Raw genomic sequence first — 23,008 nt, 5'->3', positions numbered from 1 at the left:
GTTCAGGCTGTGGGGGAGCATCGCAAGGCGGAGCATCGCCCGCGTACTGGATGTACTCGGGTGATGCGACAACGCGGCTGGGGGTCCCCCTGCTCGCAGAGCTTGGGGGAGCCGTGCCGGGCGTCGCGAGCCGGTGAACCTTTCCGGTCACAGCACTAGACCACCGGCACGCAGCGGCCGCCCTCCGTGCGGTACGTCCAGCGCGCGCCGTCCCGGACGAGTTCCCGCACCGCGGTCAGGAAGCGGTCGATGTGCTCGTCGGGGGTGCCGGCACCGAAGCTGACGCGGACGGCGTGCAGGGAGCGCTCGCCGGGGGCGGTCTCCGGGGAGCCGCACCCTCCGCGCGCCTCCGCGCCCGCGCCGAGCAGCGTGCGGAGCAGGGGCTGGGCGCAGAAGAGGCCGTCGCGGACGCCGATGCCGTACTCGGCGGAGAGCGCGGCCGCGAAGTGGGAGCTGTTCCAGCCCTCGACGACGAAGGACAGCACGCCGACCCGGGGCGCGTCGTCGCCGAAGAGGGAGAGCACCCGTACCTCGGGCACCTCGGCGAGGCCCGTCCTGAGCCTGCGCAGCAGGTGCTGCTCGCGGGCGACGAGCGTGTCGAAGCCGGCCTCCGTGAGGGCCCGGCAGGCCGAGGCGACGGCGTAGGCGCCGATCACGTTGGGCGAGCCGGCCTCGTGGCGGGCGGCGCTCTCGTGCCACTCCACCTCCACTCCCCCGTCGGCGCGCCGGGCGACGCTACGGCTCGCGCCGCCGCCCGCGAGGTACGGCTCGGCCGCCCGCAGCCAGTCGGCGCGGCCGGCCAGGACGCCGGAGCCGAAGGGGGCGTACAGCTTGTGGCCGGAGAAGGCCACCCAGTCGACGTCGAGGTCGGCGACCGACACCGGGTGGTGCGGCGCGAGCTGGGCGGCGTCCAGGACGATCCGGGCGCCGTGCGCGTGCGCGGCGGCGGCCAGCTCCCGCACCGGCCACAGCTCGCCGGTGACGTTGGAGGCGCCGGTGACGCAGACCAGGGCCGGGGCGTGGGGATCGCGGTCGGCCAGGGCCCGCTCCAGGGTCTCCACGGCCTGCCGCGGGGTGCGCGGCGCGTCGAGGACGGTGACGTCGGCGCCCGGCCACGGCAGCAGCGCGGCGTGGTGCTCGGTCTCGAAGACGAAGACCCGGCAGCCGGCCGGCAGCGCGCGGGCCAGGAGGTTGAGGGAGTCGGTGGTGGACCGGGTGAAGACCACCTGGTCGGCCGGACGGCAGCCGAGGAACCCGGCGACGGTCGTCCGGGCCTTCTCGAACAGGTCGGTGGAGAGCTGGGAGAGGTGGCCGGCGCCGCGGTGGACGCTGCCGTAGTACGGCGCGTAGGCGGCCACGTCGTCCCAGACGCGCTGGAGGGCGGGGGCGCTGGCCGCGTAGTCGAGCGCGGCGTACCCGGCCTCACCGCCGGTGACGAGCGGAACGGCGACGTCCCGGCCCAGCACGGGCAGCGGGGGGCAGACGGCAGGGGCGGGGGCAGCGGTGACGACGGACATGGCGGACTCCTGTGAGAGGCAAGCGGAATCACCGTGCGAGCGACTACGGCTCGAGCACGCAGGGAGCTCCAGCACGGCGGAAGGTGAAAGGGGTGTGCGGAGGCGGGGCTCGACGCCCTAACGCATTCGCTTGCTCACGGAAGGCTCCCTCGAACGACCAGGACCCCTGGCCCCACGCTCATTCAGAAAGCGTGCGAGGGGTCCGCGCTTGCCGTGGACCTTGCTGTCCACGACCTGGTCCTCACCCGGGGCACCCCGCCACGGACGGAGGGTTGCCGGACAGCCGGCCGGGGCCGCATGGCTGTCGCTCATGACCTGGTCCACCATCCTGCCACACGATCTTCGACGCGCAAGGCGCGGTCCGGAATGCGGACCGCGCCCAGCCTCGTGCCGTGTGCGGATCAGGCGTTGCTGGCGGCCACCCAGCGCTCCAGCACCCGCTTGGCCGCCCCCGAGTCGATCGACCGCGCGGCCCTGTCCATTCCGGCGCGCAGCTGCTCGGCCAGCGTCCCGGACCCCGGCTCCAGGGCGACCAGCGCGGCCGCCGAGTTCAGCAGCACGGCGTCGCGCACCGGGCCGGTCTCGCCGTCCAGCAGCCGGCGGGCGACCTCGGCGTTGTAGGACGGGTCGCCCCCGCGCAGGGCCTCGACGGGCACCAGCTCGATGCCGACGTCCCGCGGGTCGAAGGTCTCCTCGGAGACCTTGCCGTCCCGGACCACCCAGACGTGGGAGGTGGAGGTCGTGGTCAGCTCGTCCAGGCCGTCGTCGCCCCGGAAGACGAGGGAGGAATTGCCGCGCTCGGCGAAGACGCCCGCGATGATCGGCGCCATCCGCGCGTCGGCCACGCCGACCGCCTGCGCCCGCACCTTCGACGGGTTGGTCAGCGGACCGAGGAAGTTGAAGACCGTACGGATGCCCAGCTGGCCCCGGGCCGCCGCCACATGGCGCAGCGCCGGGTGGAACTTCACGGCGAAGCAGAAGGTGATCCCGGCCTCCTCGGCGACCTGGGCCACCCGTCGCGGCGTCAGCTCCAGATTGACGCCCAGCTTCTCCAGGACGTCGGACGCCCCGGAGGCGGAGGAGGCGGCCCGGTTGCCGTGCTTGACGACCTTCGCGCCCGTGCCGGCGACGACGATCGACGACATCGTGGAGATGTTGACCGTTCTGGCGCCGTCGCCGCCGGTGCCGACGATGTCGACGGTCTCGCCCGGCACCTCGATGACGTTGGCGTGGTCGTACATCGCGCGGACCAGGCCGGTGATCTCCTCCACCGTCTCGCCCTTGGCCCGCAGCGCCACCACGAAGCCGGCGATCTGGGCGTCGGTGGCCTCGCCGCGCATGATCCGGTCCATCGCCCAGGCCGTGTCGTCGGCGCTCTGGTCGCGGCCGTCCAGCAGCCCGTTCAGCACCTGGGGCCAGGAACGGCCCGCCGCGGTGTCGCCTCCAGCGGGGGTCACAGCGCTCATCAGCCGCTCCTGGGTCGGTGTCCCGGACTGGGGACACGGGTCTCGAACAGGTTCCACCCTATCCAGCCCGGGGCACGGGAAAGGGCCCCGTCCGCATGGAGGACAGGACCCTTTCCTTGTGGCGTGCGCAGCGATCAGTGGTGGCCGTGGCCGCTCGTGATCTCCTTGTACTCCTCGACGCTCGGCTTGTTGATCTGGGAGTCCTCGCCGTAGTAGGCGCCGCTGAGCTTGGCGCGCAGCTTCTCGGATCCCTTCACCTTGCGCTCGACGCCGTTCTCGTCGACCGTCGGGCCGATCTCGGCCGGCTCGTACTGGTGGTGCGCCGTGAGGGTGTAGAGCTGCTCCTGGCTGAGCGGCTCGTGGACCTCGATGAACTCACCGTGAGGCAGGCGCTTGATGATGCCGGTCTCGCGACCGTGCAGCACCTTCTCCTTGTCCCGGCGCTGGAGGCCGAGGCAGATCCGCTTGGTGACGATGAACGCGACGACCGGGCCGGCGAAGAACGCGATCCGGACGAACCAGGTGACGGCGTTGAGCGACAGGTGGAAGTGGGTCGCGAACAGGTCGTTGCCGCCGCCGATCAGACCCACCATGTAGATGGTGACCCAGGCGACACCGAACGCGGTACGGGTCGGGGCGTTGCGCGGGCGGTCCAGGATGTGGTGCTCGCGCTTGTCCCCGGTGACCCAGGACTCCACGAAGGGGTAGACCGCGATCATCATCAGCACGACGCCGAAGAGGGTCAGCGGGATGAACACGCCGAGGATCAGCGTGTGACCCCAGAAGTTGATCTCCCAGCCCGGCATCGCGCGGATGAGGCCCTCGGCGAAGCCCATGTACCAGTCCGGCTGGGCGCCGGTGGACACCTGGTCGGGCCGGTAGGGGCCCATCGCCCAGATCGGGTTGATCGAGAACAGCGCCGCGATCGCCGCGATCACACCGAAGACCAGGAAGAAGAAGCCTCCGGCCTTGGCCATGTAGACCGGCAGCAGCGGCATGCCGACGACGTTCTCGTTGGTCTTTCCGGGGCCCGCGAACTGCGTGTGCTTGTGGTAGAAGACCAGGATCAGGTGGCCGACCACCAGGCCGAGCATGATGCCCGGCAGCAGCAGGATGTGGATCGAGTAGAAGCGGGCCACGAAGTCGCCGCCCGGGAACTCGCCGCCGAAGAGGAAGAACGAGATGTACGTGCCGACGATCGGCACGGACAGGACCGCGCCCTCCATGAAGCGGACACCGGTGCCGGAGAGCAGGTCGTCCGGGAGCGAGTAGCCGGTGAAACCGGTGAACATGCCCAGGACGAACAGCAGGAAGCCGAACAGCCAGTTGATCTCACGCGGCTTGCGGAACGCGCCGGTGAAGAAGACGCGCATCATGTGCACGAACATGCCGCCGAGGAAGATCAGCGCGGCCCAGTGGTGGATCTGCCGGATGAGCAGACCACCGCGCACGTCGAAGGAGATGTGCAGGGTCGAGTTGAACGCCTCGCTCATCAGCTGTCCCTGCAGCGGGACGTACGAGCCGTGGTACTCCACCTCGTTCATCGACGGGTGGAAGAACAGCGTCAGGTACACACCCGTGAGGATGATGATGAGGAAGCTGTAGAGGCAGACCTCGCCCAACATGAACGACCAGTGGTCGGGGAAGATCTTGCGCATGTTGGCCTTGGCCAGGGAGTAGATCCCGAGCCGGCCGTCCGCCCAGTCGGCGACGCGCTCGCCGGTCGGTGCCTTGCCGCGGGAGCGTCCCGTGGCGTCGGCCGGATTCGTGTTGCTGGATGCAGTGCTCATCCGCGCTCCCAGAATGCAGGACCGACGGGCTCCTCGAAGTCGCCGAGCGCCTGGAGGTAACCCTCGCTGTCCACGCCGATGCGCAGCTGCGGCAGGGCGTGGCCGGCAGGGCCGAAGATCACTCGGGCACCGTCGGAGAGGTCGAAGGTGGACTGGTGGCACGGGCACAGCACGTGGTGCGTCTGCTGCTCGTACAGGGAGATCGGGCAGCCCACGTGGGTGCAGATCTTCGAGTAGGCCACGATGCCCTGGTGCGACCAGTCGAGTTCGCGCTTGTCCTTGATGTTGTCCGGCTGGAGCCGGATGATCATCAGGGCCGCCTTGGCGATCTCCTTCTGGAAGTCCTCGTCCGTCTCCTCCAGGCCGTCCGGCTTGGCGAAGGTCAGCGAGCCGACGGCCACGTCCTCGGGACGCAGCGGCTCGTTGGTGTTCGTGTTGACGAGGCGCTTGCCCTTGGCCCACAGCGTGTGGCGGAGCTTGGTCTCGGGCAGCGGACCGAGGTCGCGCAGCAGCACGAGACCGGACAGCGGCACCAGGGTGAGCGCGCCGAGCATCGTGTTGCGGATCAGCTTGCGGCGGCCGAGCTGCGACTCCTTGGCGCCCTCCGCGAAGTCCGCGTGGACCTTCGCGCGGACCTCGGGGGAGGCCGCGATCGGGTGGCGCTCGTCGGCGATCTCCACGTCGGACATCAGGGTGCGGGCCCAGTGGACCGCGCCCGCGCCGATGGTGAACAGCGCGGTGCCCAGCGTCAGGCCGAGCGCGAAGTTCAGCGCGCTGATGTGGCCCAGCGGGAACACGTAGATCACCTGGTCGGCCGGGATCGCCACATAGGAGGCGATGAAGCCGACGGTGGCCAGCATCGACAGCGTGAACAGCAGGGCCACGGCGCGCTCGGACCGGCGTGCGGCCCGCTCGTCGATGTCCTGGACACGGTGCTCGTGGGGCGGCAGACCGGGATCCGCGAACGGGTTCCGCTCGTCCGCGACGCCTACCGCGCCGTGCGCGGGGGCCTGCTCAGCGGGCAGGTTCTCTTCTGGAATGTCTTGGCTACTCATGACTTCTTGGCCTTTGCGGTCCGAGCGGCGACCCAGACGGCGACGGCGATCAGTGCGCCCAGTCCGAAGACCCAGGCGAACAGACCCTCACTGACCGGACCGAGGCCGCCCAGCTCGAAGCCGCCCGGGGTCACGGTCTCGTCGCCGTTGACCGCGTTCAGGTACGCGATGATGTCCTTCTTGTTCTTCTCCGTCATGGTGGTGTCGGGGAAGGACGGCATGTTCTGCGGGCCGGTCTGCATGGCCTCGTAGATGTGCTTCGGGCTCACGTTCGCGAGGTCAGGGGCGAACTTGCCGTGCGTCAGCGCACCGCCCTTGCCGACGAAGTTGTGGCACTGCGCGCAGTTGGTGCGGAACAGCTCGCCGCCCTTGGCGATGTCCGCGCCCTCCGGGCTGTAGTCGTTCTTGGTGGGCACGGCGGGACCGGCGCCCAGGGACGCGACGTAGGCCGCGAGCTGGTCGATCTCGGCCTGCGAGTAGATGACCTTCTTCTTCGGGACCTGCGCCCCGGGCTGCTGGGCCGGCATACGGCCGGTGCCGACCTGGAAGTCGACGGCGGCGGCGCCGACACCCACCAGGCTCGGACCGTCAGTGGTGCCCTGGCCACCGGTGCCGTGGCAGCTGGCGCAGCCGACCTCGTAGAGCTTCTTGCCCTGCTCGATCGTGAGGGACTGGGCGGTGTCCTCGGCCTTCGCCTTGCTCGCGGGCGCGAACGCGGTGTACAGCCCCCCGGTGGCCGCCAGCGCGAGGAGTAGGACGACGACCGCCGCCAGCGGATGGCGTCGTCGTGCGGAGAGCTTTTTCACGGATTACCCCGGTGTCAGGATCTTCTGCGTCGATGCTTCTGGGACTTGGATCGGTTCGTCGCGGGTGCTCGGTCGCCGGTCTCCCCGTTCGGGTGACACCGACACCGCCGCGCACGGCGGCCGATTACCGGATCAGGTAGATCGTGGCGAAGAGGCCGATCCAGACGACATCGACGAAGTGCCAGTAGTAGGACACGACGATCGCGGCGGTCGCCTGCTCATGGGTGAACCTCCGGGCCGCGTAGGTACGGCCGAGGACGAGCAGGAAGGCGATGAGACCGCCTGTCACGTGCATGCCGTGGAAGCCGGTGGTCAGGTAGAACACCGAGCCGTACGGGTCGGAGGACAGCGAGAGGCCGTCCTCCTTGACCAGTTCCGTGTACTCGAAGATCTGACCGCCGATGAAGATCGCACCCATGATGAAGGTGACGACGAACCAGCCCCGGAGCTTCTTCACGTCGCCCCGCTCGGCCGCGAACACGCCGAGCTGACAGGTCAGCGAGGAGAGCACCAGGATCGTGGTGTTGGTCGCCGAGAACGGAAGGTTGAGATGGGAGGCCATCTCCTTCCAGTGCGTCGGACCCGTCACCGATCGCAGGGTGAAGTACATCGCGAAGAGGGCCGCGAAGAACATCAGCTCGGAACTCAGCCAGATGATGGTTCCGACACTGGTGAGGTTCGGCCGATTGACCGACGGGTGCGCGTGCCCGGTTTCTACTGTCGTTGCTGTCGCCACGCCGACATTATGTCGCTCGCTTATCCCGCCCTCACTCCGGGGGGTGCCGTTCGGAGTGTCCATGGGGTGTGTCCAGCCCGTATGGCCCATCGAAGGGGCGTTCCAGCCGCTGTCGACCACGAGTTGAAGGGAGTAGCATCCGCGCCATCGGTACCCGGAAGTTCCCGACCAATGCTGTGTCTCTGAGAGGCGTGGAGGAACCATGCAGGCGACCGCGACGGTGCTGGTCTACAGCGACGACGCCAACACCCGTGAGCAGGTGCGGCTGGCGACCGGACGCCGGCCGGCTCCGGACGCCCCCGTCGTGGAGTTCGTCGAGTGCGCGACGCCGGACGCGGTGCTGCGGGAGCTGGACCGGGGCGGGATCGACGTGTGCGTCCTGGACGGCGAGGCCGTGCCGATGGGCGGCATGGGCATGTGCCGGCAGATCAAGGACGAGGTCTTCCGCTGCCCGCCCGTGCTCCTGCTGATCGGCCGGCCCCAGGACGCCTGGCTGGCCACGTGGAGCCGGGCGGACGCGGCGGTGACGCTGCCGGTGGAGCCGGTGGAGTTCGCCTCCTCCCTGGCCTCTCTCCTGCGGGACCGCACGGCGCTGAGCGCCTAGCGCCGAGCGTCCGGGCCGATCCCGTCCCGTCCCCGGGCTCCCGGCCACAGGGGGACGGGGCCTACGACGGACGGGGCCTACGACGGACGTTGGCGTACGGGCGGCTCAGGGCGCCCCGGTCGGCCTCACAGGCCCTGCGGGCTCAGTCGTGCCTGCTCGGTCCGGGGCCGGTCGGCCTTGCCCCCGGTGGTGAGCGCGCTGCCCTGGAGCCACTTGGTCCAGGACACGTTCCAGTCGCCGAAGCCGTTGCTGAAGGGCTCCATCATGTGGCCCTTGGAGTTGACCACCTGGACGACGTCGCCCTCGTGGACGGTGTCGAAGAACCACGCGGCGTTGCGGTCGCTCATCCCGGTGCAGCCGTGGCTGACGTTGGCCAGGCCCTGCGCGCCGACCGACCAGGGGGCGGCGTGCACGTACTCGCCGCTCCAGGTCACCCTGGTCGCGTAGTAGACGTCCAGGTCGTACGCGTCCGAGGAGTTCGCGGCGATGCCGACGGTCGAGCTCTTCATCCGGACGAGGTACTGCTTGGCCAGGATGACCTTGACGCCGTTGCGGGTGTCGAAACCGGGCTTTCCGGTGGTGACGGGAAGCTGCTTGATCATCTGGTCGTTCTGGTACACCGACATGGTGTGGGCCGCGGCGTCCGTCACCGCGACGATGCGGTCACCGGTGGTGATCCGCAGCGGCTTGGCGGTGCCGCCCCACAGCCGGTCGCTGATCTTGATGTTCTCCAGGTTGCTGTGCACCCGGATCTGCGCGTGGGCGGGCCAGTACTCCTTGGGCCGGTAGTGCAGGTGCTTGTCGTCCACCCAGTACCAGGCGCCCTGCGCGCTGGGCATGGAGTCGACCCGGAGGGCGCTCTCCACGACGGCGCGCTGGGCCCGGTCCCGGATCGGCTGGTCGAGCTCGGCCGTGATGGGCTGACCGACGCCGTAGGTGCCCGCCTGCGGCCCGAACGTCACGTTGACGCGCTTCTGGGTCCTGGGCTTGCTGGTGTCCACGCTGAGGACCTTGCGGCCGGGTGAGCCGTCGTCGTCCTCGGTGCTCACCCTCAGCGTGTAGTGGGCGCCGGCGGCCAGCGGTGAGGTGCTGTGCCAGCGGGTGCCGTCGGCGGAGAGCTCTCCGGACACGTGGCGGCCGGCGGTGTCGACGGCCGTGACGTCCGTGATGCGCCCGTCCGAGCCGTCGACCGTGACCTCCAGGGGCTTGTCCGGGTCGGCCTTCTCGCCGGTCTCGGTGGGGCCGTTGAAGGTGATCTGGTCCGCCGCGTCGTACGGGTCCGCGGCCAGCGGGTTGCCGTCCGCGCCGCAGGCGCTGGCGCCCGCACCGAGGGCGGCCACCAGCAGCGCGCTGCCGACGACGCCACGGGTGCGCAGGCGGGCCGATGGAGAGGAGGCGGATGCGCCGGGGCCCGAAGGACCGAGCACGGTCGCCTCCTCGGCACCGGCTCCCGCGCCGCGAATAAACCCATTGGTGCTCATGGCCTCACGCTAGGGAGCCGGGGCGGCATCGGCGCGGTGGGCCACCCGTCCGAGGGAGCGTCGCTCCGCCGAAAGCAGGAGCCCGGACCCTCCTGACGGAGTGTCCGGGCTCCCCGGTGCTCGGTGCTGTGTTACTGGGTGCGGTTCTCACCGCGGTAGTACTCGAAGACCCAGCCCCACAGGCCGATCAGGATGACCGGCAGCGAGAAGTACAGCAGCCACCAGCCCACCGCGACGCCGAGGAAGGCGAGCGCGCCGCCGATGCCGAGCGCGAGCGGCTGCCAGCTGTGCGGGCTGAAGAAGCCCAGCTCGCCGGCGTCGTCCGCGACATCGGCCTCCTTGTTGTCCTGCGCGCCCACGTCGACCCGCCGGGCGGTGAAGCCCAGGTAGAAGCCGATCATGATGCTCAGGCCGAAGGCCAGGAAGAGCGCCGTCGTACCGGCCGGCTCCTTCGACCACATACCGTAGGCGATCGCCACGATGAGGAAGAAGACGCTCAGCCACATGAAGAGCTTGCCCTGGATCTTCACTTGCCGGCCTCCTTGCTGCCGACGAGGGCCTCGTTGCCGTGGCCGGCGTTCTCGAGGTGGTCGAGCGCTGCGATCTCGGGGTGGTGCAGGTCGAACGCCGGGGATTCACTGCGGATCCGCGGCAGGGTGAGGAAGTTGTGCCGCGGCGGCGGGCAGGAGGTCGCCCACTCCAGCGAGCGGCCGTAGCCCCACGGGTCGTCGACCTCGATCTTCTTGCCGTACTTGGCCGTCTTCCACACGTTGTAGAAGAACGGCAGGATCGACAGGCCGAGCACGAAGGAGAAGATCGTCGAGATGGTGTTCAGCGCGGTGAAGCCGTCGGCCGCCAGGTAGTCGGCGTACCGGCGCGGCATGCCCTCGACGCCCAGCCAGTGCTGGATCAGGAAGGTGCCGTGGAAGCCGATGAACAGCATCCAGAAGGTCATCTTGCCCAGGCGCTCGTCGAGCATCTTGCCGGTGAACTTCGGCCACCAGAAGTGGAATCCGGAGAACATCGCGAAGACGACGGTGCCGAAGACGACGTAGTGGAAGTGCGCCACCACGAAGTACGAGTCCGAGATGTGGAAGTCCATCGGCGGCGAGGCCAGGATGACACCGGTCAGACCACCGAAGGTGAAGGTGATCAGGAAGCCGGTCGCCCACAGCATCGGGGTCTCGAAGGAGAGCGAGCCCTTCCACATGGTGCCGATCCAGTTGAAGAACTTCACCCCGGTCGGAACCGCGATCAGGAAGGTCATGAAGGAGAAGAACGGCAGCAGCACACCGCCGGTGACGTACATGTGGTGGGCCCACACCGTCACCGACAGGCCCGCGATGGCGATGGTCGCGCCGACCAGGCCCATGTAGCCGAACATCGGCTTGCGGGAGAAGACCGGGATGACCTCGCTGATGATGCCGAAGAACGGCAGGGCGATGATGTACACCTCTGGATGCCCGAAGAACCAGAAGAGGTGCTGCCACAGCAGGGCTCCACCGTTGGTGGCGTCGAAGACGTGGGCGCCGAACTTGCGGTCCGCCTCCAGCGCGAACAGCGCCGCCGCCAGCACCGGGAAGGCCAGCAGGACCAGCACCGCGGTCAGCAGCACGTTCCAGGTGAAGATCGGCATGCGGAACATCGTCATGCCCGGGGCGCGCATGCAGATGATCGTGGTGATGAAGTTGACCGAGCCGAGGATGGTGCCGAAGCCGGAGAAGGCCAGACCCATGATCCACAGGTCGCCGCCGAGGCCGGGCGAGTGCACCGCGTCGGACAGCGGGGCGTAGGCGAACCAGCCGAAGTCCGCCGCGCCCTGCGGGGTGAGGAAGCCGCCGACCGCGACCAGCGAGCCGAACAGGTACAGCCAGTAGGCGAACATGTTCAGTCGCGGGAAGGCGACGTCGGGGGCGCCGATCTGGAGCGGCATGATCCAGTTCGTGAAGCCCGCGAACAGGGGCGTCGCGAACATCAGCAGCATGATCGTGCCGTGCATCGTGAACGCCTGGTTGAACTGCTCGTTCGACATGAGCTGCAGGCCCGGGCGGGCCAGCTCGGCGCGCATGAGCAGCGCCATGACGCCACCGATGCAGAAGAACGCGAACGACGTGGCCAGATACAGCGTGCCGATCGTCTTGTGGTCGGTGGTCGTCATCCACTTCACCACGACGTTACCGGGTTGCTTGCGCCGGACCGGCAGCTCGTTCTCGGCCGCCGCGGCACCCTGGGGTTCGTTGAGGATGCTCACAGGTTGTTCGTCTCCCGGTTCTTCTCGTGGCTCGTCTGCGCGATGCCGGCGGGAACGTAACCGGTCTGCCCCTTCTTCACGAGGTCCTTGAGGTGCTGCTCGTAGCGCTCCGGGGAGACGACCTTCACGTTGAACAGCATCCGGGAGTGGTCCTGGCCGCAGAGCTCGGCGCACTTGCCCCGGTAGGTGCCCTCCATGGAGGGGGTCACCTGGAAGGAGTTGGTGTGGCCGGGGATGACGTCCTGCTTCATCAGGAACGGCAGCACCCAGAACGAGTGGATGACGTCCCGCGAGGTGAGGACGAAGCGGACCGTCTTGCCCTTCGGCAGCCACAGGGTCGGACCCGGGTTGCCGTTCTGCGGGTTCCGCTCGCCCGGCACGCCGACCTCGTACACGCCGCCGGCGTTGGCCGGGAAGTCGTTCTTGAACCGGTCCGGGATGGCGGCCAGGTTCGGGTCGGTCTTGGCGTTGCCGGAGGAACCGGGAACGGGCTCGATGTAGTTGAAGCCCCAGCTCCACTGGTAGCCGACGACGTTGACCGTGACGTCCGGCTTCTTGGAGAGGTCGAGAAGCTTCGACTCGTCACGGGCCGTGAAGTAGAAGAGGACCGAGACGATGATGAGCGGAACGACCGTGTACAGCGCCTCGATGGGCATGTTGTACCGGGTCTGCGGAGGAACCTCGACCTTGGTGCGGCTGCGCCGGTGGAACATGGCGCTCCACAGGATCAGGCCCCACACCAGCACGCCCACGGCGAGCGCGGCAGCCCAGGAGCCCTGCCACAGGGAGAGGATCCGCGGAGCCTCTTCCGTGGCCGGGGTGGGCATACCAAGGCGGGGGAAGTCCTTGTATGTGCAACCGGTTGCGGTCGCCAGGACCAGGCCCGCGGTCAGTGCCTGCAGCAGCTTCCGCCGCATCGGGCGCCGCGGCGAGCGGTCGGAGCCGTTGGGACTCACGTAGCGCCTTCCCGAGAGTCTCGCCCGCGCTGTTCGGCTGCGGCCTTCTCGCTGGTCGGTCGCCGCCCTGCGTCGGGCAGGGGTTTGATGTTTATGCGGACCAAACCCTACTGGACGCCATCCGGCGGGTCGCGGGGAGGGTGCCATACGCGCCGCGGGTCACCCCGAAGGGGTGGGACGACCGGGCGGCCGACCGTGAATTGACGGCGTTCGGGAGCCTTTTGGCCCCGGCGGACAGGCGCCCCGGGCACGGTCCCGCGCCCCTCTCGCGCCCGTGCTGGACGTAGCGTTGGCGTGTGGCCTACTTCGACGCTGCTTCCGCCGCTCCGCTCCATCCCGTCGCCCGTCAGGCGCTCGAGGCCTCCCTCGACGAGGGGTGGGCCGATCCGGCGCGGCTGTACCGGGAGGGCAGGCGGGCGCGGCTGCTGCTGGACGCGGCGCGGGAGGCGACCGCCGAGGCGGTGGGCTGCCGGCCCGACGAGCTGACCTTCACCCCGTCCGGCACCCGCGCGGTGCACACCGGTGTCGCGGGCGCGCTGGCCGGGCGGCGCCGCGCCGGACGCCACCTGATCGTGTCAGCGGTCGAACACTCCTCGGTCCTCCATTCGGCCGAGGCGCACGAGGCGGACGGCGGGACCGTCACCCAGGTCCCGGTGAGCCGCGCGGGCGCGGTGACCGTGGGGGCGTACCAGGCGGCGGTGCGCCCGGACACCGCGCTGGCCTGTCTGCAGTCGGCCAACCACGAGGTGGGCACCGAGCAGCCGGTGGCCGAGGTGGCCGAGGTCTGCCGGGCCGCGGGGGTGCCCCTGCTAGTGGACGCGGCGCAGTCGCTGGGCTGGGGCCGGGTGCCGGGCGACTGGTCGCTGCTGGCGGCGAGCGCGCACAAGTGGGGCGGACCGTCGGGGGTCGGGCTGCTGGTCGTACGCAAGGGCGTGCGGTTCGCGCCCCGGGGGCCGGCGGACGAGCGGGAGTCGGGCCGGGCCGCCGGGTTCGAGAACATCCCCGCGATCGTGGCCGCGGCGGCGTCGCTGCGGGTGGTGCGGGCGGAGGCGGCCGCGGAGGCCGTACGGCTGCGGGAGCTGACGGAGCGGATCCGGGCGCGGGTGCCGCGTCTGGTGCCGGACGTGGAGGTGGTGGGCGACCCGGTGCGCCGGCTGCCGGGCGTCGTCACCTTCTCCTGTCTCTATGTCGACGGGGAGACACTGCTGCACGAGCTGGACCGTGCGGGCTTCTCGGTCTCCTCCGGCTCCTCCTGTACGAGCAGCACGCTGACGCCGAGCCATGTCCTGCGGGCGATGGGGGTGCTGAGCGAGGGCAACGTACGGGTGTCGCTGCCGCCGGGGACCCCGGAGGAGGACGTGGAGCGGTTCCTGTCGGTGCTGCCCGGCGCGGTGGCCGGGGTCCGGGAGCAGCTGGGGGCGCCGGTGGCGGCACCGGCGGCCGGGCCGGGCGGCGACGCGCTGGTCGTCGACGCCCTCGGCCGGCGCTGCCCGATCCCGGTGATCGAGCTCGCGAAGGTCTTCGGGGACGTCCCGGTGGGCGGCACGGTCCGCGTCCTCGCGGACGACGAGGCGGCCCGCCTCGACATCCCGGCGTGGTGCGAGATGCGGGGGCAGGAGTACGTCGGTGAGGAGCCGGCGGACCGGGGCTCGGCCTATGTGGTCCGCCGGGTCTCCTAGGGCCTGTCCGGCGTCAGGCGAGGTGGGCGCGGACCTCGCGGGCCGCGTCGTCGCCGTACGCCTTGGTGAAGCGCTCCATGAAGTGGGCGCGGCGCAGCTGGTACTCCTGGGTGCCGACGGTCTCGATGACCAGCGTGGCGAGCATGCAGCCGACCTGGGCGGCGCGCTCCAGGGAGACGCCCCAGGCCAGACCGGACAGGAACCCTGCACGGAAGGCGTCGCCGACGCCCGTGGGGTCGGCCTTGCGCTCCTCGTCCGGGCAGCCGACCTCGATCGGGTCACGGCCGTCGCCCTCGATGCGCACGCCCCGGGCGCCGAGGGTGGTCACCCGGTGGCCGACGCGGGAGAGGATCTCGGCGTCGCTCCAGCCGGTCTTCGACTCGATGAGCCCCTTCTCGTACTCGTTGGAGAAGAGGTAGGTCGCCCCGTCCAGCAGTATCCGGATCTCCTCCCCGTCCATGCGGGCGATCTGCTGGGAGAAGTCGGCGGCGAACGGGATCGACCGCGAGCGGCACTCCTCGGTGTGCCGGAGCATCGCCTCGGGGTCGTCGGCGCCGATCAGCACCAGGTCCAGGCCGGCGACGCGGTCGGCGACCGTCTTGAGCTCGATGAGGCGGGCCTCGCTCATCGCGCCGGTGTAGAACGAGCCGATCTGGTTGTGGTCGGCGTCCGTGGTGCACACGAAACGGGCGGTGTGCAGCGTCTCGGAGATGCGGACCGAGTCGGTGTCGACGCCGTGCCGCTCCAGCCAGGCGCGGTACTCGCCGAAGTCGGGGCCCGCGGCGCCGACCAGGACGGGCCGCGTGCCGAGCTGCCCCATGCCGAAGGCGATGTTGGCGCCGACCCCGCCGCGCCGCACGTCCAGCTGGTCGACCAGGAAGGAGAGCGAGACCGTGTGCAGCTGGTCCGCGACGAACTGGTCGGCGAAACGGCCGGGGAAGGTCATGAGGTGGTCGGTGGCGATGGAGCCGGTGACTGCGATGCGCACGGCGTGGACTCTCCTGGTTGGGAGAAGGCGGGTTGACACTTCACGCTACCCGGTCACTGAGGGGCGTTGAAGTAGGCAAAAATACCCGATAGTAGATCTTTCTTCGTGCGGCTCGACGTGCTTACGGTTCCGGCATGACGAACCTCAAGGTGCACACTCACCCCGGACCGGCCGACCTGGAGGGCGACCTGGCGTCGCTGCGCGGGGACTGCGCACGGATGGTCCCCCACTGGGCGGCCCCCGGGCCGGATGTCGTGCGGCCGGTGTCGCCGTCCCGTATCCACGGGGTGGACGTTCCGGCCTCCTCGGCCCGGCTGCTGGACGCGATGTCGGACTACGGGGACTGATCACCAGGGCTGAGTCCCGGGGCTGAGTCCCGGGACCGGTCCCGGAGGCACCACTCCGGTGAAACGATCCCGCCGCGCCCGCCCGGGCCGGGCCCCGCGCCCGGGCGGCGCGCTCCGGGAACCGTGCGCTCCCCCGCTGCGTCCCATCGCTGTCCCCCGTCTGGGGGATGCGGGATACGACCCGCCGGCCGGTCAGTTTTGACAGGGTCGGGTCAGGGTCACAGGGACAGTTGCGCAGCCGAAGGAGCGATGCGGTGAACACCGAGCGACCCGACCACGACGACGCGGCCGCGGGTACCGCCGACGGAGCCTCGCGGGAGACGGCGGCTCCGAAGCCCGAGGGTGGGGCCGGGAACGCCGATGTGACCGGCGCCGAAGCCCCGGCGCCCCGCGCACCCGAGACACACGAGGCACACGAGGCACCCGAGGCCGGAGCGTCCGAGGCATCCGAGGCCCGCAGGTCCGCGAGCGCGGAGAAGGCCCAAGAGGCCGAGCAGGCCGAGAAGACCGAGCAGGCAGACGACGGGCTCGACGTGGGCGGCTCAGGGGGCCCCGGGGATGCGGGGCCCGAGGACGAGAGGGCGGGCCGGGGCGGCCGGGGGCGCTCGCCGTTGGCGGCCGCCGCGGTCGCGGCCGCGGTGCTGCTGGTGGGCGGCGGCGGTGCGTATCTGGCCACGAGCGTGTCCGGCGGCTCGGGTGGTCCCACGGGCCCGGCGGCCTCCGGCGGCCACGGCACTCCCCCGCCGCTGATGCTCGACGGCTACTCCCCCGCGGGCGCCGGCGGCGCCGGCGGCGCGGACGGCGACGGCGGGACGAACGGCATCGCGCCCGGCGAGCCCAATCCGTACGGCGCGTCCTACCGCCCGGCGGGCACGCTGCCCGACGGCCCGGGCTCGGCGCCGGTGTACCGGCCGCGGGGCGAGGTCACCCGGGACGAGGTGGCCCGGCTGGCCCGGGCGCTCGGCGTCGACGGGACGCCGGTCGCCGACGGCCAGGCCTGGACCGCGGGCAGCGGCAAGGACGGTTCCGGCCCCATGCTGCGGGTGAACCGGCAGGCGCCGGGGACCTGGACGTTCAGCCGGTACGCGCCGGGCACCGACAACTGCAAGGGCGTGCTGTGCACGCACGACCCCGCGGCCCCGGCCGTCCACCCGGTGAGCGCGGCGGACGCCGAAAAGGCGGCGGCGCCGGTGCTCAAGGCCCTGGGGCAGGACGACGCGAAGGTGGACGCAGACCAGATCATGGGCGCCCAGCGCGTCGTCAACGCCGATCCGGCGGTCGGCGGGCTGCCCACCTACGGCTGGACGACCGGCCTGACCGTCGGCCCGGGAGGTGAGGTGGTCGGCGGCAGCGGGCAGGTGAAGGCGCCGGTGAAGGGGGACACGTACCCCGTGCTGAGCGCCCGGAAGACGCTGGAGCTGATGAACGCGGCCCCCCGGACCGACCACCGCATGGGCATCGGGGGCTGCGCGAGCCCGGAGCCGCTGAAGGACCGTCTGGAGGCGCCGTGCGGGACGTCCACCACGGCCCAGGACGTCCTCACCGTCGACAAGGCCGTGTTCGGCCTGGCCTCGCACTACTCCGGCGGGCGGCAGACCCTGGTGCCGTCCTGGCTGTTCCAGGTGCGCGGGCCGGCCGGGCAGGACGGCTTCACGGTGACGTATCCGGCGGTCGACCCCAAGTACCTGGCCCCGTCGTCGGCCGCGCCGTCCGGGCAGCCCACCCCGCCGCCGAGCGGCTCGGGCGGCGCCCCTGAGACGCACGACGTCAAGGTGACGGGGTACGGCACCGCGGGCGACGACCTGACCGTCACGTTCGAGGGCGGGGTCTGCTCCGACTACAGGGCGTCGGCACGGGAGGGTTCCGGCAAGAAGGTGACCGTGACGGTGACCGAGACCCGGCGGCCGGGCAAGGTCTGCATCATGATCGCCAAGATCCAGCACCGGACAGTGCACCTGGACCGGCCGCTCGACGGCCGTCAGGTGGTCGGCTCGGACGGCCGGGAGATCCCGCGGGAGAAGCCGGGGGCGCGGCTGCCGCGGCCCTCCTCGCAGGCGCGCTAGCGGCGGGCGCCGGGTCCGGCGTCACGGACGCGTGAAGGCGGCGGCCCCCCGGGCAGGGGGGCCGCCGCCTTCACGTGGTTCGTGTGGCCGGCCGGCTCAGCTGAAGGAGTCGCCGCAGGCGCAGGAGCCCGTCGCGTTCGGGTTGTCGATCGTGAAGCCCTGCTTCTCGATCGTGTCCACGAAGTCGATGGTGGCACCGCCCAGGTACGGGGCGCTCATCCGGTCGGTGACGACCTTGACGCCGTCGAAGTCCTTCACCACGTCGCCGTCGAGGGAGCGCTCGTCGAAGAAGAGCTGGTAGCGCAGGCCGGAGCAGCCGCCGGGCTGGACGGCGACGCGCAGGGCGAGGTCGTCCCGGCCTTCCTGGTCGAGCAGGGCCTTGACCTTCGACGCGGCGGCGTCGGTCAGGATGATGCCGTCGGTGACGGTGGTGGTCTCGTCCGATACGGACATCTACATCTCTCCCGGGTTGTACGGAGACTGCTTGCCGACGAGTGCAACCGGCAGGGCCGCGGATTCATTCCGGGCCGAGCGCGTGGTTTCTCTCTTCTGCATGCTCGTCATCTTCATGCTCGCACATGCGCCGCGGAGCCAACAGCGACCACCGGGATTCCCGTCACATCGACGCTATGGCCATCGTCAAAGTGACGTGAAGCGGTTATGATAAATAGCGTCAGTTCGACGAAAAGTAGAAAGGGTGCGTGTCGTGACCACCGCCCAAGCCCAGGAGCTCGACGTACAGCCGACGCCCCTCGCCCTGCTGCTCCTCGGCCGTGAGGCCGACCCCAAGAGCGAGCGCGGTGTCGAGTGTCCCGGCGACCTGCCCTCCCCGTCCGACCCGGACCTGGTGGAACGCGCCCGCGCCGCCAAGGAGAAGCTCGGCGACAAGGTCTTCGTGCTCGGCCACCACTACCAGCGCGACGAGGTCATCCAGTTCGCCGACGTCACGGGCGACTCCTTCAAGCTCGCGCGGGACGCGGCGGCGCGCCCGGAGGCCGAGTACATCGTCTTCTGCGGTGTGCACTTCATGGCGGAGTCCGCGGACATCCTGACGTCCGGCGAGCAGAAGGTGGTCCTGCCGGACCTGGCGGCCGGGTGCTCCATGGCCGACATGGCGACCGCCGAGCAGGTCGCCGAGTGCTGGGACGTGCTGACCGAGGCCGGCGTCGCCGAGCAGGTCGTGCCGGTGTCGTACATGAACTCCTCCGCCGACATCAAGGCGTTCACCGGCCGGCACGGCGGCACGATCTGCACCTCCTCCAACGCGCGGCGGGCCCTGGAGTGGGCCTTCCAGCAGGGTGAGAAGGTGCTGTTCCTGCCCGACCAGCACCTGGGCCGCAACACCGCGGTGCGGGACATGGGCATGTCCCTGGACGACTGCGTCGTCTACAACCCGCACAAGCCGAACGGCGGCCTGACGGCGGAGGAGCTGCGCGCCGCGAAGATGATCCTGTGGCGCGGTCACTGCTCGGTGCACGGCCGCTTCAGCCTGGACTCGGTCAACGACGTACGCGAGCGCATCCCGGGCGTCAACGTCCTGGTCCACCCCGAGTGCCGGCACGAGGTCGTGGCCGCGGCGGACCACGTGGGCTCGACCGAGCACATCATCAAGACGCTGGAGGCCGCCCCGGCCGGCTCCAAGTGGGCCATCGGCACGGAGCTGAACCTCGTACGGCGGCTGGCGAACCGTTTCGCGCCCGAGGGCAAGGAGATCGTCTTCCTCGACCGCACGGTGTGCTTCTGCTCGACCATGAACCGCATCGACCTGCCCCACCTGGTCTGGGCCCTGGAGTCCCTGGCCGAGGGCAACCTGGTCAACCGCATCCGGGTGGACGAGGAGACCGAGGCGTTCGCCAAGCTGGCGCTGGAGCGGATGCTGGCCCTTCCGTAGTCCGTACGGTCCTCGGAAGAAGCCGGACTCTCCACGGCGAAGGCCCCCGCACACCGGTCGGTGCGCGGGGGCCTTCGCCCGCTGCGGAGGGAGCTGCTACACCGTCACCGGCTCCCGGGACTCCTCCACCCTCGCCTCCCGCCTGGCCGCGCGCTTCTTCGCGCGGCGCTCCTTGCGGAGCTCGAGCATCGCGTAGAGCGTCGGGACCAGGAGCAGGGTCAGCAGGGTGGAGGTGACCAGGCCGCCGATCACCACGACCGCCAGGGGCTGGGCGATGAAGCCGCCCTCGCCGGTGACGCCCAGGGCCATCGGGAGCAGCGCGAAGATCGTCGCCAGGGCGGTCATCAGGATCGGGCGCAGGCGGTGGCGGCCGCCCTCGATCACGGCCTCGACCACGCCGTGCCCCTGCCCGCGGTACTGGTTGATCAAGTCGATCAACACGATCGCGTTCGTCACCACGATGCCGATGAGCATCAACATGCCGATCATCGCGGGGACGCCCATCGGCGTCCCGGTGGCGATCAGCAGGCCGAGGGCTCCGGTCGCGGCGAACGGGATCGACACCAGCAGGATCAGCGGCTGGGCCAGCGAGCGGAAGGTCGCGACCAGCAGCATGAAGACGATCGCGATCGCCGCGAGCATCGCCAGGCCGAGGTTCTTGAAGGCGTCGCTCTGGTCCTGCGTGACCCCGCCGATCTCCGCCGTGGCGCCCGCCGGGAGCCTCAGCGCCTTGAGCTCGGACTGGAGGTTCGCGCTGACCGCGCCGGTGTTGTCGCCGACGGGCTTGGCGGTGACGGTCGCCGCGCGCTGACCGTCGATGCGGGTCATCGACACCGGGCCGTCGGCCAGCTTCACGGTGGCGACGTCGCCCAGCTTCACCGGGCCCAGGCGCAGGTTCTTCAACTGGGCCAGCGTCTCGGCCGGCTTCGCCGAACGGACGACGACGTCGCGCTCGGTGTCGTCCAGGGTCGCCTTCGCCACCGTGGTGCCCTTGACCGCCTGGGCGACGGCGGCGCCGAGGGTCTGCTCGGTGAAGCCCGCGGCGGCCGCCCTGCCGTTCGCCCGCACCGAGACGCGGGGCACGCTCTGCGACAGGTCGCTGGTGACGTCGGTGACGTCGTCCAGGCCGGAGACCGTCTCGCGCACCTGCTCCGCCGCCCGGCGCAGCACGTCCCCGTCGGCCGCCTTGACGACGACCTTGAGGTCCTGGTCGCCGAAGCCGTCGCCGGCGGCGACCGTGGTGGTGCCGATGCCGGACAGCCGGTGCAGGCCGTCCTCGATGTCCTTGCGGACGTCGTCGGCGGACGCCGAGTCCTCCAGCATCACCTGGTACGACGCCTGGTTGCTGTCCGTGCCGCCGCCGAAGGCCGCCATGAAGCCGGACGAGCCGACCGTCACCTGGTAGTCCTTGACGCCCTTGACCCCGCCGAGCAGCTTCTCGACCCTCCTCACCTGCGCGTCGGTGGCGGCCAGGCTGGTGCCGGGCTTCAGCTCCTGCTTGACGGTGAGGACCTTCTGGTCGCCCTGGTCGAAGAAGTTGGTCTTGAGCAGCGGGGTCATGCCGAAGGTGCCGACCAGCACCACGACCGCGATCAGCACGCTGGTGAGGCGGCGGCGGGTGGCGAAGCGCAGGACGGGGACGTAGAACCGCTGCAGGCGGCTCCTCGCCTCCTTCTCCTCGGCGAGACGGCGGGCCTCCGCGGCCTCGGCGGGGGTGCCCTTCGGGGCGCGCAGGAACCAGAACGACAGCACCGGTACGACGGTCAGCGACACCAGCAGCGAGGCCAGCAGGGCGGCGGTGACGGTGATGCTGAACGGGCCGAACAGCTCGCCGACCATGCCGCCGACCAGGCCGATCGGCAGGAACACGGCGACCGTGGTGAGCGTCGAGGAGGTGACCGCCCCGGCCACCTCGCGGACCGCGTTCAGGATGGCCTCGCGGCGCTCCTCGCCGTAGCCGAGGTGCCGCTTGATGTTCTCCAGGACCACGATCGAGTCGTCGACGACCCGGCCGACGGCGATGGTCAGGGCGCCCAGCGTCAGCATGTTGAGCGACAGGTCGCGGGTCCACAGCACGATCAGGGCCAGGACCACGGAGAGCGGGATGCTCACCGCCGTGACGAGGGTGGAGCGCACCGACGCCAGGAAGACCAGGATGATCAGGACCGCGAAGAGCAGGCCGAGCGCGCCCTCGGTGGTCAGGCCGTCGATGGACTTGGCCACCGCCGGCCCCTGATCGCTGACGACGGTGATTCTCGCGCCGGAGCCGAGGCTCGCGCGCAGGCCGGGCAGCTTGTCCTCGACCGCGTTCGAGATCGCGACCGCGCTGCCGTCGTGGTCCATGGTGACGGCGACGGCGAGGCTGGGCCTTCCGTCGGTGCGGGTGATCGAGTCGGCCCTGGCGGGCTCCTGCTTCACCCCGGCCACGTCGCCGAGGCGGACCGGCTTCTTCGCGGCCGCGCCCTCGCCGGTGACGCTCAGGTCCTCGATCTGCTTCAGCGAGGTGAGGCCGCCGCCGACCTGGACGGTGCGGTTGGCGCCGCCCTCGTCGAAGGAGCCCGCGGGGACGGTGGCGCCGCCCGCCTGCAGGGCCTGGCCCAGGGCGGCGGGGGTGAGGCCCGCCCTGGCCAGCTTCGCCTCGTCGGGCGTGACGGTGACCTGGAGGTCCCGCACGCCGTTCACGGTGACCTGGCCGACGCCGGCGATGTTCTTCAGCTCCGGCACGACCGTCCGGTCCAGCCGGTCGGCGAGCGCCTGCTGGTCCTCGCCCGAGGTGACGGCGAGGACCACGGTCGGGATGTCGTCCGTGGAGCCCGCGACGACCTGCGGGTCCACGGCGTCCGGGAGCCGGACGCGGGCCCGGTTGACGGCCTGCTGGACGTCGGCGACGAGCTGCTTGGTGTCGTTGCCGTAGTCGAAGGAGGCCATGATCACGGCGTTGCCCTCGCTCGCCGTGGAGGTGACGCCCTTGATGCCGTCGACGGCCTTGAGGGTGTCCTCGACGGGCTCGACGACCTGCTTCTCGACCACGTCCGGGGACGCGCCCTGGTAGGGCGCCAGCACGGACACCACGGGAAGTTCGATGCTGGGCAGCAGCTGCTGCTTGAGCTGGGGGATCGCGATCGCCCCGAAAACGAGCGCGATGATCGAGATCAACCCGATCAGGGCCCGTTGCGCGAGGCTGAACCTGGACAGCCAGGACATGGTCAGGGTCTCTCTTCGGTGAGCTGAGGCGGCGGCACGGAGGCGGGTGGGCATCCGCCTCTACACCTTCGGGCATCGACGGACGGTGATCCGTAGGCCCCTGGTCCATTTCCGCGCGGGCGCCCTACTCCGGCCGCAGTACGCCCGGGTGCAGACCGCTCCACCCGTGGACGT

At 70.6% G+C, this 23,008-nt stretch carries 18 protein-coding genes and 1 riboswitch; of the genes, 5 read left to right on the top strand and 13 right to left on the bottom strand.

Annotation, left to right across the window (positions count from 1 at the left end; all coding sequences use genetic code 11):
• Window positions 1–155: 155 nt before the first annotated feature.
• The 6 genes from ACIQ9G_RS03790 to ACIQ9G_RS03765 form a co-directional block, all read right to left on the bottom strand.
• Complete coding sequence (locus ACIQ9G_RS03790) at window positions 156–1,517, bottom strand: aminotransferase class V-fold PLP-dependent enzyme (protein ID WP_403605769.1); 1,362 nt, start codon at window positions 1,515–1,517, stop codon at window positions 156–158.
• Window positions 1,518–1,716: 199 nt separating this feature from the next.
• Window positions 1,717–1,833: riboswitch (SAM riboswitch) on the bottom strand.
• Window positions 1,834–1,918: 85 nt separating this feature from the next.
• Window positions 1,919–2,983 carry an anthranilate phosphoribosyltransferase gene (gene trpD, locus ACIQ9G_RS03785; RefSeq protein ID WP_403605766.1) on the bottom strand — a complete coding sequence of 355 codons (1,065 nt, stop codon included), beginning with the start codon at window positions 2,981–2,983 and terminating at the stop codon, window positions 1,919–1,921.
• A 134-nt stretch (window positions 2,984–3,117) separates the two neighbouring features.
• Window positions 3,118–4,773, bottom strand: coding sequence for a cytochrome bc complex cytochrome b subunit (locus ACIQ9G_RS03780; RefSeq protein ID WP_403605763.1), 1,656 nt, complete (start codon window positions 4,771–4,773; stop codon window positions 3,118–3,120).
• Window positions 4,770–5,828, bottom strand: a complete 1,059-nt coding sequence (locus ACIQ9G_RS03775) for a Rieske 2Fe-2S domain-containing protein (protein ID WP_403605760.1) — start codon at window positions 5,826–5,828, stop codon at window positions 4,770–4,772. The genes ACIQ9G_RS03780 and ACIQ9G_RS03775 overlap by 4 nt, the downstream gene beginning before the upstream one ends.
• Window positions 5,825–6,634 carry a c-type cytochrome gene (locus ACIQ9G_RS03770; RefSeq protein WP_403605757.1) on the bottom strand — a complete coding sequence of 270 codons (810 nt, stop codon included), beginning with the start codon at window positions 6,632–6,634 and terminating at the stop codon, window positions 5,825–5,827. The genes ACIQ9G_RS03775 and ACIQ9G_RS03770 overlap by 4 nt, the downstream gene beginning before the upstream one ends.
• Before the next feature lie 124 nt (window positions 6,635–6,758).
• Window positions 6,759–7,370, bottom strand: coding sequence for a heme-copper oxidase subunit III (locus tag ACIQ9G_RS03765; RefSeq protein WP_403605754.1), 612 nt, complete (start codon window positions 7,368–7,370; stop codon window positions 6,759–6,761).
• Window positions 7,371–7,572: 202 nt separating this feature from the next.
• Here ACIQ9G_RS03765 and ACIQ9G_RS03760 point away from each other — a divergent pair, with 202 nt between their 5' ends.
• A complete protein-coding gene (locus tag ACIQ9G_RS03760) occupies window positions 7,573–7,974 on the top strand; it encodes a hypothetical protein (protein ID WP_403605751.1) in 402 nt (133 codons plus the stop codon).
• A 125-nt stretch (window positions 7,975–8,099) separates the two neighbouring features.
• Here the strand turns inward: ACIQ9G_RS03760 and ACIQ9G_RS03755 are convergent, their stop codons facing one another.
• The 4 genes from ACIQ9G_RS03755 to coxB form a co-directional block, all read right to left on the bottom strand.
• Window positions 8,100–9,455: an Ig-like domain-containing protein gene (locus tag ACIQ9G_RS03755; RefSeq protein ID WP_403605748.1), complete on the bottom strand. Its 1,356-nt coding sequence runs from the start codon at window positions 9,453–9,455 to the stop codon at window positions 8,100–8,102.
• 131 nt (window positions 9,456–9,586) lie between these two features.
• Window positions 9,587–9,985: a cytochrome c oxidase subunit 4 gene (locus ACIQ9G_RS03750; protein WP_403605745.1), complete on the bottom strand. Its 399-nt coding sequence runs from the start codon at window positions 9,983–9,985 to the stop codon at window positions 9,587–9,589.
• Window positions 9,982–11,706, bottom strand: coding sequence for a cytochrome c oxidase subunit I (gene ctaD / locus ACIQ9G_RS03745; protein ID WP_403605742.1), 1,725 nt, complete (start codon window positions 11,704–11,706; stop codon window positions 9,982–9,984). Before ctaD ends, ACIQ9G_RS03750 begins: the two co-directional genes overlap by 4 nt.
• Window positions 11,703–12,662, bottom strand: a complete 960-nt coding sequence (coxB, locus tag ACIQ9G_RS03740) for a cytochrome c oxidase subunit II (protein WP_403605739.1) — start codon at window positions 12,660–12,662, stop codon at window positions 11,703–11,705. Before coxB ends, ctaD begins: the two co-directional genes overlap by 4 nt.
• A gap of 296 nt (window positions 12,663–12,958) precedes the next feature.
• Here coxB and ACIQ9G_RS03735 point away from each other — a divergent pair, with 296 nt between their 5' ends.
• Window positions 12,959–14,341 carry a cysteine desulfurase/sulfurtransferase TusA family protein gene (locus tag ACIQ9G_RS03735; protein WP_403605736.1) on the top strand — a complete coding sequence of 461 codons (1,383 nt, stop codon included), beginning with the start codon at window positions 12,959–12,961 and terminating at the stop codon, window positions 14,339–14,341.
• Between the two features lie 13 nt (window positions 14,342–14,354).
• On the opposite strand, the gene ACIQ9G_RS03730 is transcribed toward ACIQ9G_RS03735, so the two are convergent.
• Window positions 14,355–15,329 (bottom strand): carbohydrate kinase family protein, encoded by a 975-nt coding sequence (locus ACIQ9G_RS03730; RefSeq protein WP_403605733.1) that lies wholly within the window; start codon window positions 15,327–15,329, stop codon window positions 14,355–14,357.
• Between the two features lie 134 nt (window positions 15,330–15,463).
• Here ACIQ9G_RS03730 and ACIQ9G_RS03725 point away from each other — a divergent pair, with 134 nt between their 5' ends.
• Window positions 15,464–15,676, top strand: a complete 213-nt coding sequence (locus ACIQ9G_RS03725; protein ID WP_403605730.1) for a hypothetical protein — start codon at window positions 15,464–15,466, stop codon at window positions 15,674–15,676.
• Between the two features lie 254 nt (window positions 15,677–15,930).
• Window positions 15,931–17,739: a hypothetical protein gene (locus ACIQ9G_RS03720; RefSeq protein ID WP_403605727.1), complete on the top strand. Its 1,809-nt coding sequence runs from the start codon at window positions 15,931–15,933 to the stop codon at window positions 17,737–17,739.
• A 96-nt stretch (window positions 17,740–17,835) separates the two neighbouring features.
• On the opposite strand, the gene erpA is transcribed toward ACIQ9G_RS03720, so the two are convergent.
• On the bottom strand, window positions 17,836–18,192 hold the full coding sequence (gene erpA / locus ACIQ9G_RS03715; RefSeq protein WP_356193288.1) for an iron-sulfur cluster insertion protein ErpA: 357 nt from the start codon (window positions 18,190–18,192) through the stop codon (window positions 17,836–17,838).
• A 253-nt stretch (window positions 18,193–18,445) separates the two neighbouring features.
• Between erpA and nadA the strand changes: the two genes are divergently transcribed.
• On the top strand, window positions 18,446–19,630 hold the full coding sequence (gene nadA, locus ACIQ9G_RS03710; protein WP_403605724.1) for a quinolinate synthase NadA: 1,185 nt from the start codon (window positions 18,446–18,448) through the stop codon (window positions 19,628–19,630).
• 96 nt (window positions 19,631–19,726) lie between these two features.
• On the opposite strand, the gene ACIQ9G_RS03705 is transcribed toward nadA, so the two are convergent.
• Window positions 19,727–22,834: an efflux RND transporter permease subunit gene (locus ACIQ9G_RS03705; RefSeq protein ID WP_403605721.1), complete on the bottom strand. Its 3,108-nt coding sequence runs from the start codon at window positions 22,832–22,834 to the stop codon at window positions 19,727–19,729.
• Between the last annotated feature and the right edge of the window lie 174 nt (window positions 22,835–23,008).

Origin of the sequence: Streptomyces sp. NPDC096152 (assembly GCF_044763235.1) — a bacterium.
Classification (GTDB): Bacteria; Actinomycetota; Actinomycetes; order Streptomycetales; family Streptomycetaceae; genus Streptomyces.
The sequence above is the reverse complement of the archived record's forward strand: the minus strand, read 5'-3'. Positions and strand labels throughout refer to the sequence as shown.